This window comes from Serratia sp. FDAARGOS_506 (assembly GCF_003812745.1).
GTDB lineage: Bacteria > Pseudomonadota > Gammaproteobacteria > Enterobacterales > Enterobacteriaceae > Serratia.
Genome location: NZ_CP033831.1, coordinates 274,519 through 290,067 on the forward strand (window position 1 = coordinate 274,519; position 15,549 = coordinate 290,067).

General features: G+C 59.1%; 9 protein-coding genes and 2 pseudogenes. 3 read left to right on the top strand and 8 right to left on the bottom strand.

What is annotated here, in order from left to right:
• Positions 1 to 32: 32 nt before the first annotated feature.
• Both EGY12_RS01635 and EGY12_RS01640 read right to left on the bottom strand, forming a co-directional pair.
• On the bottom strand, positions 33 to 3,095 hold the full coding sequence (locus EGY12_RS01635; RefSeq protein ID WP_123892370.1) for an autotransporter domain-containing protein: 3,063 nt from the start codon (positions 3,093 to 3,095) through the stop codon (positions 33 to 35).
• A gap of 194 nt (positions 3,096 to 3,289) precedes the next feature.
• Positions 3,290 to 3,604 carry a hypothetical protein gene (locus tag EGY12_RS01640; RefSeq protein WP_025303891.1) on the bottom strand — a complete coding sequence of 105 codons (315 nt, stop codon included), beginning with the start codon at positions 3,602 to 3,604 and terminating at the stop codon, positions 3,290 to 3,292.
• Between the two features lie 175 nt (positions 3,605 to 3,779).
• On the opposite strand from EGY12_RS01640, the gene EGY12_RS01645 reads away from it, so the two are divergent.
• Positions 3,780 to 4,412, top strand: coding sequence for a response regulator transcription factor (locus EGY12_RS01645; RefSeq protein ID WP_123892371.1), 633 nt, complete (start codon positions 3,780 to 3,782; stop codon positions 4,410 to 4,412).
• Positions 4,409 to 6,190, top strand: a complete 1,782-nt coding sequence (locus EGY12_RS01650; RefSeq protein ID WP_123892372.1) for a hybrid sensor histidine kinase/response regulator — start codon at positions 4,409 to 4,411, stop codon at positions 6,188 to 6,190. Before EGY12_RS01645 ends, EGY12_RS01650 begins: the two co-directional genes overlap by 4 nt.
• Before the next feature lie 58 nt (positions 6,191 to 6,248).
• Here EGY12_RS01650 and EGY12_RS23440 read toward each other — a convergent pair.
• The 5 genes and pseudogenes from EGY12_RS23440 to guaB all read right to left on the bottom strand — a co-directional run bounded on the left by EGY12_RS23440 (position 6,249) and on the right by guaB (position 11,632).
• Positions 6,249 to 6,525 (bottom strand): annotated as a pseudogene (locus EGY12_RS23440) (type II toxin-antitoxin system RelE/ParE family toxin).
• Positions 6,526 to 6,556: 31 nt separating this feature from the next.
• Positions 6,557 to 6,691 (bottom strand): annotated as a pseudogene (locus tag EGY12_RS01655) (type II toxin-antitoxin system Phd/YefM family antitoxin); the annotation flags it as partial.
• Positions 6,692 to 6,832: 141 nt separating this feature from the next.
• Positions 6,833 to 8,002, bottom strand: coding sequence for an HNH endonuclease (locus EGY12_RS01660; protein WP_172962889.1), 1,170 nt, complete (start codon positions 8,000 to 8,002; stop codon positions 6,833 to 6,835).
• Positions 8,003 to 8,488: 486 nt separating this feature from the next.
• Positions 8,489 to 10,066: a glutamine-hydrolyzing GMP synthase gene (gene guaA, locus EGY12_RS01665; RefSeq protein WP_123892374.1), complete on the bottom strand. Its 1,578-nt coding sequence runs from the start codon at positions 10,064 to 10,066 to the stop codon at positions 8,489 to 8,491.
• Between the two features lie 102 nt (positions 10,067 to 10,168).
• Positions 10,169 to 11,632 carry an IMP dehydrogenase gene (gene guaB / locus EGY12_RS01670; protein ID WP_123892375.1) on the bottom strand — a complete coding sequence of 488 codons (1,464 nt, stop codon included), beginning with the start codon at positions 11,630 to 11,632 and terminating at the stop codon, positions 10,169 to 10,171.
• Positions 11,633 to 11,802: 170 nt separating this feature from the next.
• Here guaB and xseA point away from each other — a divergent pair, with 170 nt between their 5' ends.
• Entirely contained in the window at positions 11,803 to 13,179 is a 1,377-nt protein-coding gene (gene xseA, locus EGY12_RS01680; RefSeq protein ID WP_038872505.1) for an exodeoxyribonuclease VII large subunit, read from the top strand.
• 3 nt (positions 13,180 to 13,182) lie between these two features.
• Here xseA and EGY12_RS01685 read toward each other — a convergent pair whose 3' ends face one another.
• Positions 13,183 to 15,549, bottom strand: coding sequence for a TIM-barrel domain-containing protein (locus tag EGY12_RS01685; protein ID WP_123892376.1), 2,367 nt, complete (start codon positions 15,547 to 15,549; stop codon positions 13,183 to 13,185).

A 15,549-nucleotide genomic window follows, 5' to 3' on the forward strand; every position in this document is an offset into this window, starting at 1 on the left:
CCAGTCGGTACCAGAGAAGTCTAGAGGAAAAATCAGAACGACCAGCGCAGGTTGGCGTTGACCGAATTAACGCGGGTATCGGCGCCGAATTGCCCCTGATAGCCGACATCCAGCGTCGCGGCGCGCGACAGTTTCACGCTCACGCCGATATCGCCCACCATCACGTTGTCATCCACGGCCTGGCCCTGCGTAACGAACGCGTCGCTGCCGGCAAAGGCCATGCGCGATGAGGTGTTCTTATCGCCGTAGGCGTGCTGCCAGCCGAGCGAGCCGTAAAGGCTGACGTTCTTCGGCAGCTCGGTCACGCCGCGCACCCCGAGCGTGGAGTAGAAGGTGTTCATCGTTTCATTGCGCACGCTCAGCGCCGCCGCGCCACCCGACTCCTGGAAGCTGTCGGTATGCAGACGGATGTAGCTCAGGTTAATGAACGGTTCGACGTTCATTTCCGGCTGGCCGAAACGGTAACCCGCCTCGGTGAACGCCAGCAGCGAGTTGGCGTCGTAGTCCGACTTCAGCCGATCCGAGAAACCGCTGAAATCGACGTTGCGCTTGCCTTCAATCTTGTGCCAGGTGTAACCCAGCGCGCCGCGCAGCGAGAACGCATCCTGCTGCCCCGCCGCATACAGGCCGAGGTGGTAGTTATCGGTATCTGCCTTGGAACGGCGGCTGTCGACGTCGTAGTCGCCGCGGCTGTAACCGAAATAGCCGCCGATGCGCACGTTATGGTCCGCCAGCTTGCGATCCGCCCCTAACAGGAAGCCGGTGGTGTTGCCATCCAGCTTGCCCACGTTACCGTTGCCGCTGTTTCTGCCCCAGGAACTGAAGGTCTGCCCCCATACGCCGCTGTTTTGCGCCTGCGCCGGTTGCACCAGCGACATCGCCAACGGCGGTATCGGCAGGCTGTCGTTGTCGAACAGGCGCAGCATGCGCTGGTTCAGCACGTTGAACAACTGGGTGCTGCCGGCGATCAGGTTAGACTGCATCGACGGATAGACTTCGCCGGACAGCTGATTGAACGCCTCGCGCGCTTCCGGCGCACTCAGCAGCAGCAGCGAGTTGTACAGCGCCAGCGAAGGGCCGCTCTGCACCAACGTCGAGAGCGCACCGGCGGTATTCCACTGGTTGCCGCTCTCGGCCACCGTTTGGAAAATGCCCGGCTTGCCGCTGCCTGGGTTCTCGCCCCCCGGATTTTCACCGCCTGGGTTTTCCCCACCCGGGTTCTCGCCCCCTGGATTCTCGCCCCCTGGGTTTTCCCCACCCGGGTTTTCGCCGCCTGGATTCTCGCCCCCTGGGTTTTCCCCACCCGGGTTTTCGCCCCCTGGATTTTCACCGCCCGTGTCTTTCTGCGCGATGGTCAGATCCACGGCGTTGGCGCTGTGATTCAATGCCACATCGAGGAAGGCAGACTTGGAGACCGCCGCCGCGAACTGGCCGTCAATACCGCCGTCCGAGGTCAGAATGCGGTAGCTTTGGCCGGTTTTATAGCTGGTTTGCGGATCCAGCGCCGTAACCTGCACCTTGGCCCGATCGCTGATGGTGGTTTTGCCCGCCACCAGCAGCTGGTCGCTGCGGCCGTCACCGGCGATATCGACGTCATAGAAGGATTCGCCGATAAAATTCAGGTAGCGTTTCAGCGTCAGCGTGCCGATGTTGCCGTCGCCGGGAGAGATATGGCCGCCAGACTGGATCTCGGTCTGGCCCAGCGTGCCGTTGCCGCCCAGCGTGCCGCCGGCTTTGATCGACGCGGCGCTGCTGTAGCCCTGCCCGTTATTGACGTCGGAACCCGCCGTCGCGTTGAGGATCAGCGTGCCGCCGTTTTCGGCGCTCAGAGTTTGGATCTCGAAGATATCGTCTTCTTTCTGGGTGTTGATGTCGCTGGCGATGATGAGCTTGCCGCCGCGCGCCGTGACGTTCGCCTGCAGCTCAGTGAGATCGCCGTTCAGCGTCGTGTGCCCGGCGGTGTTGATCACCTCACCTTCGCCGCTCATCTTGTTGCTGAAGACGTAATTGCCGTCGGTATGGTTAAAGTACACATAGCTGCCGAACAGCCCGCCCCGCAGGGCGATCGCCGTCTGGGCATCGATAGTGCCTGCGGCGCCCGCCGCGCCGAGCGTCGGCTCGGTCAACCCGGTGCCGGTGTCCATATTGCCGCGGCTGCCGATAATCAGCGCGCCGCGATTCGAGCCGGAGCCGGTCTTGCCCAGCACCACTTCGTTGCCGCCGGCGGAGAATGTCCCGCCGTCCATGACCGCCAACACGCCATTGCCGTAATCGCCGACGTTGACGCTGCTGCCGCTGGTCACGCGCGAGCCGCTGCCGGCGATCGTCAGCTCGGCGGTTTTACGCGCGCCGGAGACGCCCGCCACCTGAATATTACCGACGTTGACCGCGCCGCCGTTCAGCACGTCCAGATCGCCGTAAAGCGTGAGCGCACGGCCGACGTTCCATTGGGAATTGGCCCCGGTGACCGTGGCTTTCGGGCTCAGCGTATCGGTCTCGCCCGGCCCGCTGCCATTGCCGATGCGCGCGTCAAAGGCGGTATTCAACACCGCGCCGTCTTCAATCGCCAGCGTGGATCGCGCCCCTAAGTCGGTGCCGACGCTGAGAAAATTGCTGGTGACGCGAGAACCGGCGCCGGTGGCGATCAGGTGGCTGTCATAGCCGCGCGTGGTGCCGACCACGATCTCTTTCGCGCTGGCCAGCGCGCCGTCTTCAACCCGCAGGGTGCCCCGCCCCAGATTCAGGCCGCCGCGCAGCACGGACTGATCGTTCACCGCGTTCAGCTCAGCGTTCGGCCCGCGAACCGTGACCAGGCTGTCATGAATTTGGCCGTTGAACATCCGGCCGATATTGATGTTATAGGCGCTGATCTTGCCATTCTCGATCAGCAGGTTGCCGCTTTGATTACGGCCGACGTAAACGTCCCCGGTGTAGGCCAATGATTCGGTAATTTTTGAGTCGCCGTCAAAAATGGCATCGTCTGCGCGAGCGATATCGGCGGGCGCCAGCATCAACAGCGGCGCGGAAAATAGAGCGAGGTAAAGTTTGGAAAGCGGTGTTTTAACCGCTAAAGGGTGCGATGTCTTGTCATTCACGGGCTATCTCCGTACTCGTTGGCGTGATGGCGCGAAATTTATTGTTATGGGTAAACTCACTGCGCTAGAGGAGGTGTGAGGCGTTATTTCGCGCACGCCGGTTTATTGATCGTCGAAGCAAAAGCTTATTGCCCCCCGGCGCTGACGCTCCGACGATGGAAAACCAGGAAGCGGTAATACCGCCCCAAAGCGAATTATTTATGCGTGACCACTGGCGTACAGGTTGGCGCGCTCAGCGACGGCGACGAACCTAAAATCCCCGGCATCATCAACGACGAGCAATCGAAAATACGGCCCTTTTCCGTGGTGGCGCGATATGAAAGTTTTTGGCCGCCCAGCGCATCCGGCTGCGCGCCATTGACGTTAGTCACGGTAATTTCGTCCGACGAGCCCAGGCCCAGCATTTTGGCGGTTTCCGCCTGCAGTAATGGAATGGCCTGATCGGTTTTCAGGGTGGAACAACCGGCTATCATCATCGTCACGGTTAAAGCGATAAGTGGTTTCTTCATAAATTATCCTTTATAACCAATCAGTTAAAATTATAGATTGGCTTTATGTTTTCTCTTATCCAAATCCTCGAATAATATATTTCCCTTTCCTAAACGAAAAAACCCTCCTAAAGTAGGGAGGGTTGTTAATAATTCATCAGACCTATCTGAACTATGAAGGCGAAAGGAGAATCCTTTGGGGCAGGATTATGCGTTGGTCGTTGATGACCATCCATTGGTAGCGAGCGGCATTGCTAATTTTCTCAGCACGCATTGCCGATTCAAACAGGCGCATGTAGTGACCAATGAAGAGAATTGCCACCGTCATATTAGGGAAAATGGCCCGCCGCGATTACTGGTGATCGATTTCTGGCTCTCCTCCGGCACGGCATTGATATTACTCAAAGAAGTAAAACAACGGTATCCCCAGGTGCGGATTTTAGTGGTCAGCGGCGACGAGAATAACGATATCTGGCAGAAAGTGCACAATGCCGGCGGACACGGGTTCGTATTAAAAAACGAACCACCTGAATTATTCGCCAAGGCGGTTTTTGCGTTAAATAATAATCAAGAGTGGTTCCCGAAGGGAAATGAACTCGCTATTAAAAGCAGCCATAACCATTTAAAAAAATTCAATTTAACGCCGAGACAAATCGATGTATTAACCATGATGTTGCGCGGCCTGCCAAATAAAAGAATCGCGACGCAACTGTCTATTTCCGAGCCGACCGTGAAAGAGCATATCAGCAATATCTTGAAAAAGATCGGCGTCAACAGCCGGGTGGAAGCCATCACGCTGTTGCACGGCAAACGGGATCCGTCGTCATGAGGTTTTTCCAGCATTTACAAAATGATGGCATCTCCCCACGCGCGCAGATCCGCCTGCTGGACAACACCTTCATGCGGTTGGTATTCAGTTTCACCGCCGTGCCTTTCGTCGGCATCCCGTTCGCCATCTGGATTTATTTGCTGGGTGATGAACTCGGCCCAACCATTACCTGGATCATCGTTTACCTGCTATGCGCCGTGGCAATCCGAATATGGCACCGCCGCTACCTGCATGAGGCCAAAGAAAATGATGAAGACGCCGTACTGCGCCGCTGGTTGCCGCGCATTAATAAGGTGGCGTTTATTCACGGGTTGGGGATCTCATCACTCTATTTAATTACGCCGCAGACCCATAACTTTGACTTTTTTCTGCTGCTCAACATCAGCATCGCCGCGATCGTCGCCGCCAACGCAACGCATCTGACGCCGGTTATCAGCACCTTTACCCGCTTTTTCTTCGCTTCCTGGGGGCTGCTGAACCTCGGCATCATCTGCCGGTTGGAAGACGTGATGTTCATCGTGCTGATGCTGAACTTGCTGTACGGCTTCGCCATTTACCGCCACGCCTTAACCTCGCATACGTTCTTTATCCAGCAGGCGTTGCTCGAGGAACAAAGCTCGCGCCTGGCGGAACAGTTCCGCCAAGCTAAAGAGGAGGCGGAACAGGCGCTGCTGGACAAGAACCAGTTCCTGACCACCGCCAGCCACGATCTGCGCCAGCCGGTGCACGCCATGGGCTTTCTGATCGAAGCCATCATCCACAAAAACCGCGACGACAGCCTGACGCCGCAGCTGCTGGATCTGCAGCAGAGCGTGCGTTCGGTGCATTTGATGTTCAATTCATTGCTCGATCTCAGCAAGATCGAATCCGGCAACGTGCGCACCGCCGCCACCCATGTGGATATCGGCGCCCTACTCGACTCGGTGATCACCCTCTTCCGCGAAGAGGCCAACAGCCGCGCCCTGGCGCTGCGCACCTGGCGGCCCAAACGGCGCATCAGCGTGATGGGCGATCCGCTGCTGGTGCGGCAATCGCTGATTAACCTGATCCAAAACGCCCTGCGCTACACGCAACAGGGCGGCGTGTTGATCGCTATCCGCCCGCGCGGCGCCGAGTGCCTGGTGGAAGTGTGGGACACCGGCGTGGGCATCGCCGACGAAGAGAAAAGCAAAATCTTCTCCCCTTACTACCGCCCCGAACTGGCGTGGAAAATCGACAGCGCCGGCCACGGGCTGGGGCTGGCGGTGGTGGCGCGCTGCGCCAAGCTGATGAAGGTGAAGTACGGCATGCACTCCGTCGAAGGCAAAGGCTCGCGCTTCTGGATGCGCTTCACGCAATACATCGGCGAAGACAAAGCGCCCGAAACCGCGGCCGCCTACGACAATACCGCCACGCCCATCCGCTATGCGCCGCTGCGCGGCGCCTGCCTGGTGGTGGATGACGATCCCTTGGTGACCTCCGCCTGGGAGAGCCTGATGAGCACCTGGGGCATCACCGTGCGCTGCGCGGCCTCTGCCGAGGAGGCCTTCGCCATTATCGACGACGGTTTTACGCCATTCGCCGTGCTGTGCGACCAGCGCCTGCGTTCCGGCGAGAGCGGTTTCGACATCCTGAAAGCGCTGTTCGAACGCCTGCCGGATGTGAGCGGCGCGATGGTCAGCGGCGAGTTCAACTCGCAGATATTGCAAGAGGCCGAGCAGGAAGGCTATCTGGTGCTGCGTAAACCGCTGGAGCCGGCCAGGCTGCACGCGCTGCTGACGCAGTGGGGGGCGGGCTAGCGCATATTGAGGGCTATCAGGCCATGATCAGTCGCTTAAACAGCAGCTGCTGGGTATCCTACCGGTGTGACAAAATCGCATGTGCTGTTACCAACCTTCCGTCTACGGAATACAAAACCCGGTAACCTTCAGCGTGATTAAACTCCCGGTACTTTGCACAGCCGATTTTGAGCAGCTCAGGGCAAATCTGGCATCCCTGCGGGAACGGGCCAACGATGCTCTCAAATTGAGTGAGGATGTCTGCGATAACCGGGCGTGGCTCAAAGGAAACCCGCTATTGTGTCGATGCAGTGCTTTACCGTAAGCGTGTACTCAAATGTCACCGGCGGTTCCATTGCAATCCCTTAATGTTGCGCACTGTAATGCTTAAAACCCATCCAACAGCTGTTCCTTCGAGAACACACACCCTTCCGCTTTATCTTTCTCTGACAGCGTCAGCAATTTCAGCAAAGCAATGGCGTTCTCTCGTTCCTGCTGCTGCTCATAGGATTCTATAACGTAGTTGATGGTCTCTACTTTCATCGTATCCCCAGGCGCTATCAATCATCCCAAGGTCTGAACATAGGCCATATTTAGACCACAAACAATGCCCTGCTTTACTCATGGCTTACTTTCTCCCATTAAAAAACAGGCAGTAATACGTCACAGAGAAGCAAGTTGGCTCCAAAACTCGACGGATTTCTCAATACGTGAATCGATCGCCACCAGCTCTGGGTGTTTTTTTACACCAGAAGAATGGGCTATCAGTTCAACCAACGTCATCTCTATGGTTTTACCAAGCGACGGAAACAACACCAATGCGTAACCCTCTTCGCAGTTAATGAATGGGCTAGATAAAGTCGATGGAGCCAGTTCCACAACAAACGGAATAGCCTGATCAATAGTGCCACTCAGCGTATAAGAGGTGCCCGTGTTCACCACGGTAAACACGACAGCCCCTCGGTAACCAATGAATTTAGAAAACAATGGATTCTCTGGCGCTCTCAAAGTCGTGCTACCGCGTGTCTGTCCAGACTCCCCATCCTTCGGCCAGCAGGTCTTGCGTGCCTCTTTCGCCATATCAGTATCCAGATATAACTCGCCAAACAGTGAGCAACCCACCCCCATTGCCAGCTTTGCAAGGAAGCGCTGATCAAAATGTACATGTACATCAATTTGCCCCCTAACGCTTCCTGATTTAAGGGCAGCCATGACAACGCTAATATTTGACTCATCATCTATCGACCAAGCATCGAAACCAGGAAGCAGTCTCTCACCGGATTCAACTACTCTCGCACAAAGGATTTTCCGGACTTTGGTGGATCTGAACATTTCCAAGAAACTGGCAATACCGATTTCCCAGCGGGTAGGGTCTTGACTCGTCAGGAATAGATATGCTGTCGATGGCTTCTTTTTCTTGTCGATAGGATTCCCCCCTGAATAACCATGGAGTCGCTTGTCATCCGTACGAAGCCAGATGATCGTCTCCCCCGATGGGCCAACCCAATGCTCGGCAACTTGCCCCTCGTCAAGAACTAGCCCGGCAAACTTGCTCTGGCCAATGCAGACCAAGGGTATCGGTTGATCGATCAAGCTCGTGTATAACCGATGTGCAGCAATGCTCAGGCCATTCGTCACAAACCATGATTTTGCGTAGGAAGCATCAACGAACAACCCAAGCCGGTTATTGCACTGCTTGCAGACATTACGAAGCATATATTGTTGCGGAGCAAACTCGCCACCCATGAATTGTGGGATCGCATGCTCAAGGCTTTCTTCACTCTTAGGCTTATTAAGCCCGCAATACAAACAGACAAAGCCAGGCTTAGCCATAAATAATTTTTCCTCGGAGTTTTGCATACTACATAGAGGTGACGTACTGATCTGTCTTCCACGGGTCGGAGGTAAATGGCATTGCTCATTGTGGGTGAGTGCATCAGCATATGAATCAATGCGCTAGAAACCTAAATTGCCATTCTCCGAACTGTAAATTTGTTGTTTGTGAGAGGCTATATTTGACTAGGAGATTCCTCTCGTAGCCCCAAGCGACCACCGGAGCGTAATACTCGGTTCATCTCCAAATTAACCATAGATATAAAATATGCCTCAGTGGCTTGACCTACTCGTACTATGAACTGCTTGCTCATGGCGATATGGTGCCAGACCCCAAGCATAGAAATAGGTTCAAATCATACCACCAACCATACCTTAAAAATGGAGTACTTGGCGATTCAACAAATTGCTAAAATGAGAACTAAGCAAGTATGAAAAAGCCCGCAATAGCGGGCTTCGTTTTATCGTTACTACATCAAAGCAGGATTACTCCCACTCAATCGTCGCTGGCGGCTTGCCGCTGATGTCGTACACTACGCGGGAGATGCCGTTTACTTCGTTGATGATGCGGTTGGAGACGCGGCCGAGGAAGTCATACGGCAGGTGCGCCCAGTGCGCGGTCATGAAGTCGATGGTTTCTACCGCACGCAGGGAGACCACCCAGTCGTATTTGCGGCCGTCGCCCATCACGCCGACCGAACGCACCGGCAGGAACACGGTGAACGCCTGGCTGACTTTGTTGTACAGGTCGGCTTTGTGCAGCTCTTCGATGAAGATGGCGTCGGCGCGGCGCAGCAGATCGCAGTACTCTTTCTTCACTTCGCCCAGCACGCGCACGCCCAGACCTGGGCCCGGGAACGGGTGGCGATACAGCATGTCGTACGGCAGGCCCAGCTCCAGACCGATCTTGCGCACTTCGTCTTTGAACAGCTCTTTCAGCGGCTCGACCAGGCCCAGCTTCATCTCTTTCGGCAGGCCGCCCACGTTGTGGTGCGACTTGATCACGTGCGCTTTGCCGGTGGCGGAAGCGGCGGATTCGATCACGTCCGGGTAGATGGTGCCCTGCGCCAGCCATTTCACCTGCTCTTGCTTGCAGGCTTCTTCGTCGAACACTTCAACGAACACGCGGCCGATGATTTTACGCTTGGCTTCCGGCTCGTCCACGCCCGCCAGCGCGGTCAGGAAGCGGTTTTCCGCCTCGACGTGCACGATGTTCAGGCCGAAGTGGTCGCCGAACATTTCCATTACCTGCTTGGCTTCGTTTAGGCGCAGCAGGCCGTTGTCGACGAATACGCAGGTCAGGCGTTTGCCGATGGCGCGGTGCAGCAGCATCGCGGTGACGGAGGAGTCGACGCCGCCGGACAGGCCGAGGATCACGTGGTCTTCACCCACCTGCTCGCGGATGCGCTCAACCGCATCTTCGATGATGGTTGCCGGGGTCCACAGGGCTTCACACTGGCAGATGTCCAGTACGAAACGCTCCAGCATGCGCTGGCCCTGACGGGTGTGGGTCACTTCCGGGTGGAACTGCACGCCGTAGAAGCGTTTTTCTTCGTTGGCCATAATAGCGAACGGACAGGTGTCGGTGCTGGCGATGGTCACGAAGTCGGACGGGATCGCGGTCACTTTGTCGCCGTGGCTCATCCACACGTCCAGCAGCGGTTTGCCGGCCGGGCTGATGGCGTCTTCGATGTCGCGCAGCAGCGCGCTCTCTTTGACGATTTCTACCTGCGCGTAGCCGAACTCGCGCTCGTTGGAACCCTGCACATGGCCACCCAGCTGCATCGCCATGGTCTGCATGCCGTAGCACACACCCAGCACCGGCACGCCGGCGTTGAACACATAGTCAGGGGCGCGCGGGCTGCCGGCTTCGGTGGTGCTTTCCGGGCCGCCGGACAGGATGATGCCGCTTGGGTTGAATTCGCGGATCTGCTCTTCGCTAACGTCCCAGGCCCACAGTTCGCAGTAAACGCCGATTTCGCGCACGCGGCGGGCGACCAGTTGGGTGTATTGCGAACCGAAGTCCAGTATGAGGATGCGATGCTTATGGATATTTTGTGTCATTGAGGCGAATTCCAGCAACAAGAGAAAAAGAGCGAAAATGTGTGTTTTCGGGATGGGGCTTGGCGCCCCATCCCGGCCTCTCACTCAGGAGAGGTTAAGGCATTAGCCCATGCGGTAGTTCGGCGACTCTTTGGTGATGGTCACGTCGTGCACGTGGCTTTCCTGAATGCCGGCGCCGCTGATGCGCACGAACTCCGCCTTGGTGCGCAGTTCGTCGATGGTGGCGCAGCCGGTCAGGCCCATGCAGGAGCGCAGGCCGCCCATCTGCTGGTGCACGATGGCTTTCAGCATGCCTTTATAGGCCACGCGGCCTTCGATACCTTCCGGCACCAGTTTGTCGGCGGCGTTATCGGTCTGGAAGTAACGGTCGGAGGAGCCTTTGGACATCGCGCCCAGCGAGCCCATGCCGCGGTAAGACTTGAACGAACGGCCCTGATACAGCTCGATTTCGCCCGGGGATTCTTCGGTGCCCGCCAGCATGGAGCCGACCATCACGCAGGATGCGCCCGCGGCGATCGCTTTGGCAATGTCGCCGGAGAAGCGGATGCCGCCGTCGGCGATAACCGGGATGCCGGTGCCTTCCAGCGCTTCCACAGCGTCAGCGATGGCGGTGATCTGCGGTACGCCCACGCCGGTCACGATGCGGGTGGTGCAGATAGAGCCAGGGCCGATACCCACTTTCACCGCGCTCACGCCGGCTTCAGCCAGCGCTTTGGCGCCCGCTGCGGTCGCGACGTTGCCGCCGACAATCTGCAGATCCGGGTATTTGGCGCGGGTTTCGCGGATGCGCTGCAACACGCCTTCGGAGTGGCCGTGCGAGGAGTCGATCAGCAGAACGTCAACGCCTGCCGCCACCAGCGCGTCAACGCGCTCTTCGTTGCCGGCGCCGGCTCCGACCGCCGCGCCCACGCGCAGACGGCCGTGCTCGTCTTTACAGGCGTTCGGCTTACGTTCCGCTTTCTGGAAGTCTTTCACGGTGATCATGCCCAGCAGGTGGAAGCTGTCGTCCACCACCAGCGCTTTCTCTACGCGCTTTTCGTGCATCTTCTGCAGCACGACGTCGCGCGCTTCACCTTCTTTCACGGTGACCAGGCGATCTTTCGGCGTCATGACCGCGGTGACCGGCTGGGTCAGATCGGTCACGAAGCGCACGTCGCGGCCGGTGATGATACCGACCAATTCGTTGTCTTCGGTAACGACCGGATAGCCGGCGAAGCCGTTGCGCGCGGTCAGCTCTTTCACTTCCTGCAGCGTGGTGGTTGGGGTAACAGTCTGCGGGTCGGTGACTACGCCGCTTTCATGTTTCTTCACGCGGCTGACTTCTTCAGCCTGGCGCTCGATGGACATGTTTTTGTGGATGAAGCCCAGGCCGCCTTCCTGCGCCAGCGCGATGGCCAAGCCGGATTCGGTAACGGTATCCATGGCTGCGGACAGCATAGGGATATTCAGGCGGATGGTTTTGGTCAGTTGGGTGCCGAGCTCTGCAGTGTTAGGCAGAACCGTGGAGTGGGCTGGAACCAGGAGGACGTCGTCAAACGTCAGAGCTTCTTTAGCGATACGTAGCATGGGCAATATCTCACCAGGGTGGGCTGTGAAAAAGATAAAATATTGCCGCGGCATTATACAGAGCGGAATCGGTTGCCTCCAGCACTTTCTTACAAAAAGTCTTGATTACCTTTTTCAGCCATGTAGTATCGACCAATTAAGTGATTGTTTTGAAATTTGATCTGGGTCACATGACGCTACCTGTTTCGCCTTCCATTTTTACCGTAAGCCGCCTCAATCAGACGGTTCGCCAACTGCTGGAAATGGAAATGGGGCAGATTTGGCTCTCCGCCGAGATCTCCAACCTCTCCCAGCCCGCCTCCGGCCACTGGTATTTCACGCTGAAAGACGACCGCGCCCAGGTGCGCTGCGCGATGTTCCGCAACAGCAACCGCCGCGTCACCTTCCGGCCGCAAAACGGCCAGCAGGTTTTGGTGCGCGCCAGCATCACGCTGTATGAACCGCGCGGCGACTACCAGCTGATCGCCGAGAGCATGCAGCCCGCCGGCGACGGCCTGTTGCAGCAACAGTTCGAGCAGTTGAAACAGCGCCTGAGCGCCGAAGGGCTGTTCGATCAGCAATTCAAGCAGCCTCTGCCCGCCCCGGCCAAACGCGTCGGGGTGATCACCTCTGCCAGCGGCGCGGCGCTGCACGATATTTTGCAGGTATTGCAACGGCGCGATCCGTCGCTGCCGATCGTCATCTACCCCACCTCGGTGCAGGGCGCGGAAGCGCCGATGCAGATCGTGCGCGCCATCGAGACCGCCAACCGCCGCGATGAATGTGACGTATTGATCGTCGGCCGCGGCGGCGGTTCGCTGGAGGATTTGTGGAGCTTCAACGACGAACGCGTGGCGCGGGCGATCTTCGCCAGCCGCATTCCGATCGTCAGCGCCGTCGGCCATGAAACCGACGTCACCATCGCCGATTTCGTCGCCGACCTGCGCGCGCCGACCCCTTCCGCCGCCGCCGAACTGGTCAGCCGCAATCAGCTTGAGCTGTTGCGCCAGCTGCAGTCGCAGCAGCAGCGGTTGGAGATGGCGATGGATTACTACCTGGCGCAGCGCCAGCAGCAGTTCACCCGCATTCACCACCGTTTACAGCAGCAGCATCCGCATCTGCGCCTGGCGCGCCAGCAGACGCTGCTGTTCAAGCTGCAGCGCCGGATGGAAGACGGCATGCAGCAACAGCTGCGCCTGGCCGCCCGCCGCAGCGAACGCGCCCAACAGCGGCTGGCGCAGGTGCAGCCGCAAGGCCGCATTCACCGCTACCAACAGCGCGTGCAGCAGCAGGAATACCGCCTGCAGCAGGCGATGGAGCGGCAGCTCAACGCCTACCGCCAGCGCTTCGGCGTGGCCTGCAGCCAGCTGGAAACCGTCAGCCCGCTGGCGACGCTGGCGCGCGGCTACAGCGTGACGCAAACCCCGCGCGGCGAGCTGTTGAAAACCACCAAACAGGCGCAGGTCGGCGAACTGCTGAAAACCCGCCTGCAGGACGGCTGGGTGGAAAGCGAGGTGAAAACCATCACCGTCGCCAAGAAGCCGCGCAAGAAACGCGCAGCCGAGTAACCCCTACTCCAGCGTAAAACGCTCGCCCGGTTCGCCGTTTACCCACAGCGCGCGCGTCTCGCCTTCCGGCAGGCTGAGCGCCAACGTGCGCCAGGCCGGGCGGAAACGCCCTTCCGTCGTGATATCCAGCATGATGCGCTGATGGTCGCAGCGCATATCCCAGCGCAGCCACAGCGCATCGCCCTGCCGCCAGCCGTCGCTTTCACCGTCGTCCTCAAACAGCAGCCCGCTGCTTGCGCCGCAGCCCTTGAGCGGAAACAGCCGCAGCTCGCGCCGATCGTCGGCGGCCACGTCCACATGTGCCAGCCGCTGCGACAGCGGCAGCGCCGCCCCGGCGCGCACCAGCAGCGGCAGACGCTCCAGCGGCGCCGCCAGCGTCACCGTCTGGCCGCCGCCAAACCACTGGCCGCTGTAGAAGCAGTACCAGCCTTCGCCGTTGTCCGGCAGATACACCGAACGCCGACGTTGCCCCGGCTCCACCACGCTGGCCACCAGCAGATCGCGGCCGATCAGAAAATCGTCGTTTTCGCCGAAGGTGCGCGCATCCTGTTCATGATCGAGGAAAGTCGGGCGCAGCATCGGCTCGTCGTCGGCGCAAGCCTGCCACAACAGGGTGTAGAAATACGGCAGCAGCCGGTAACGCAGGTTGATCGCCTCACGCACCGCCGGGGTGGCGGCCGGGTACATCCAGGGCTCGTTGACCGTGGCGTCGTCGTTCCAGGAATGAATGGTGAAACGCGGATGCATCACGCCGTTTTGCACCCAGCGCACCAGCAGCTCCGCGTCCGGCTTGTCGCCGGAGAAGCCGCCGACGTCGTGGCCGAGGTTATACAGCCCGGACAGGCTCATGCCCAGCCCCATGCGGATGTTGTAGCGCAGCGTCTGCCAGCTGGTGCGGTTGTCGCCGCTCCAGGTCTGCACATAGCGCTGCATGCCGGCGCAGCCGGAGCGCGAGATCAGGTACGGCCGCTTCTGCGGCGCGAAGCGCTGCTGGGCCTCCATCGAGGCGCGCATCATCAGCAATGGCATCACCGGGCGGATATGCTTGATGGCGATCGGCCGCCCGAAGCCATGGCAGCGCGCTTCGCCGTCCCACACTTCGTACTCGTTGTTGTCGTTCCAGGTAGAGTCGATGCCCATCTCCAGCAGCTGCTGCGTGACGCCCTGCTGCCACCAGCGCACCGCCGCCGGGTTGGTGAAGTCGAGGTGCGATCCCTCGTCATCCCAGAAGCTGGAGCGCTCGGGCGCGTCGCTTTGCGAATCGCGGATAAACAGCCCCTGCGCCGCCACCGCCTGATACTGCGGGTGATCCTGCAGCAGGCACGGCTTAATGTTGGCCGCCAGCCTGAGGCCGGCGTCGTGAAACGCCTGGCTCAATTGTTTGGGCTGCGGCACCTTGTCGTAGTTCCAGTTGAACACATAGCGCTTGTTGTTGATCGAGGTGTAGCCCGACGACAGCTGGAAGGAGTCGCAGGGGATGGCGTGTTGGCGGCACAGCGCGATGAACTGCTGCAGCTGCTGCTGGGCGTCCGGCGCGTCGGTGTAGTGCATGGTCGAGCCGCTGTAGCCCAGGCTCCACTTCGGCCCGAAGTGGGTGCGGCCGGTCAAGCGCACGAAGGCCTTGGTGACGTCCAATACCTTCGGCCCGAGGAACAGGTAGTAATCCAGATCGCCCGCTTCGGCCTGATAGCGGCGATAGGCCACGTGGTAGTTATCGATCTCATTGCCCAGATCCAGCCAGCAGCTGCTCAGGTTATCGTAAAACAGGCCGAAGCTGGCCTCCGGCCCGCGGGTGATGGTGAACGGAATGTGCTTGTACAGCGGATCGGTGCTGGCGGCGTTGTAGCCCATCGCGTCCAGATTGCGCATCTCGAAGCGGCGGCCGGTGCGTTCCAGATCGCCGGCTTTCTCCCCCAGGCCGTAATAGCGCTCATCGGCGAAACGGCGTTGATAGTGCGCCACGCCGTCGCCGTGCGCATTAAGCAGGTAGGCGCTGGTCGGCCGGTCCGCCGCCAGCGGCCGCCATTCGCCGGCGGCGTTGCAGTACGCCCATTCCAGCCACAGCGGCTGATGCACCGTCACGCGCAGCCGCGGCGTGCTGACCACCAGCCGCTCTTCCTCCTGACGCAGCTGATAGCCCGGCATGCTGAAACCGGCCACGCTGAGCCGATCGCGCCCCTCCCAGGGCACATCTTCCTGCGGCGCAATGCTCCAGGTGCGATCCAGCGCCAGCTCGCCGTTGCGTTTAATCAGCACACGGAACAGATCGTCTTCCAGCACGTACAGGCAGAAACGGTGGCGTTCATCGACCAGCAGCTCAACGTGGTCGACATGCTGCGCCGCCAGCGTCCAGTTTTTCAAGGTTTTCAT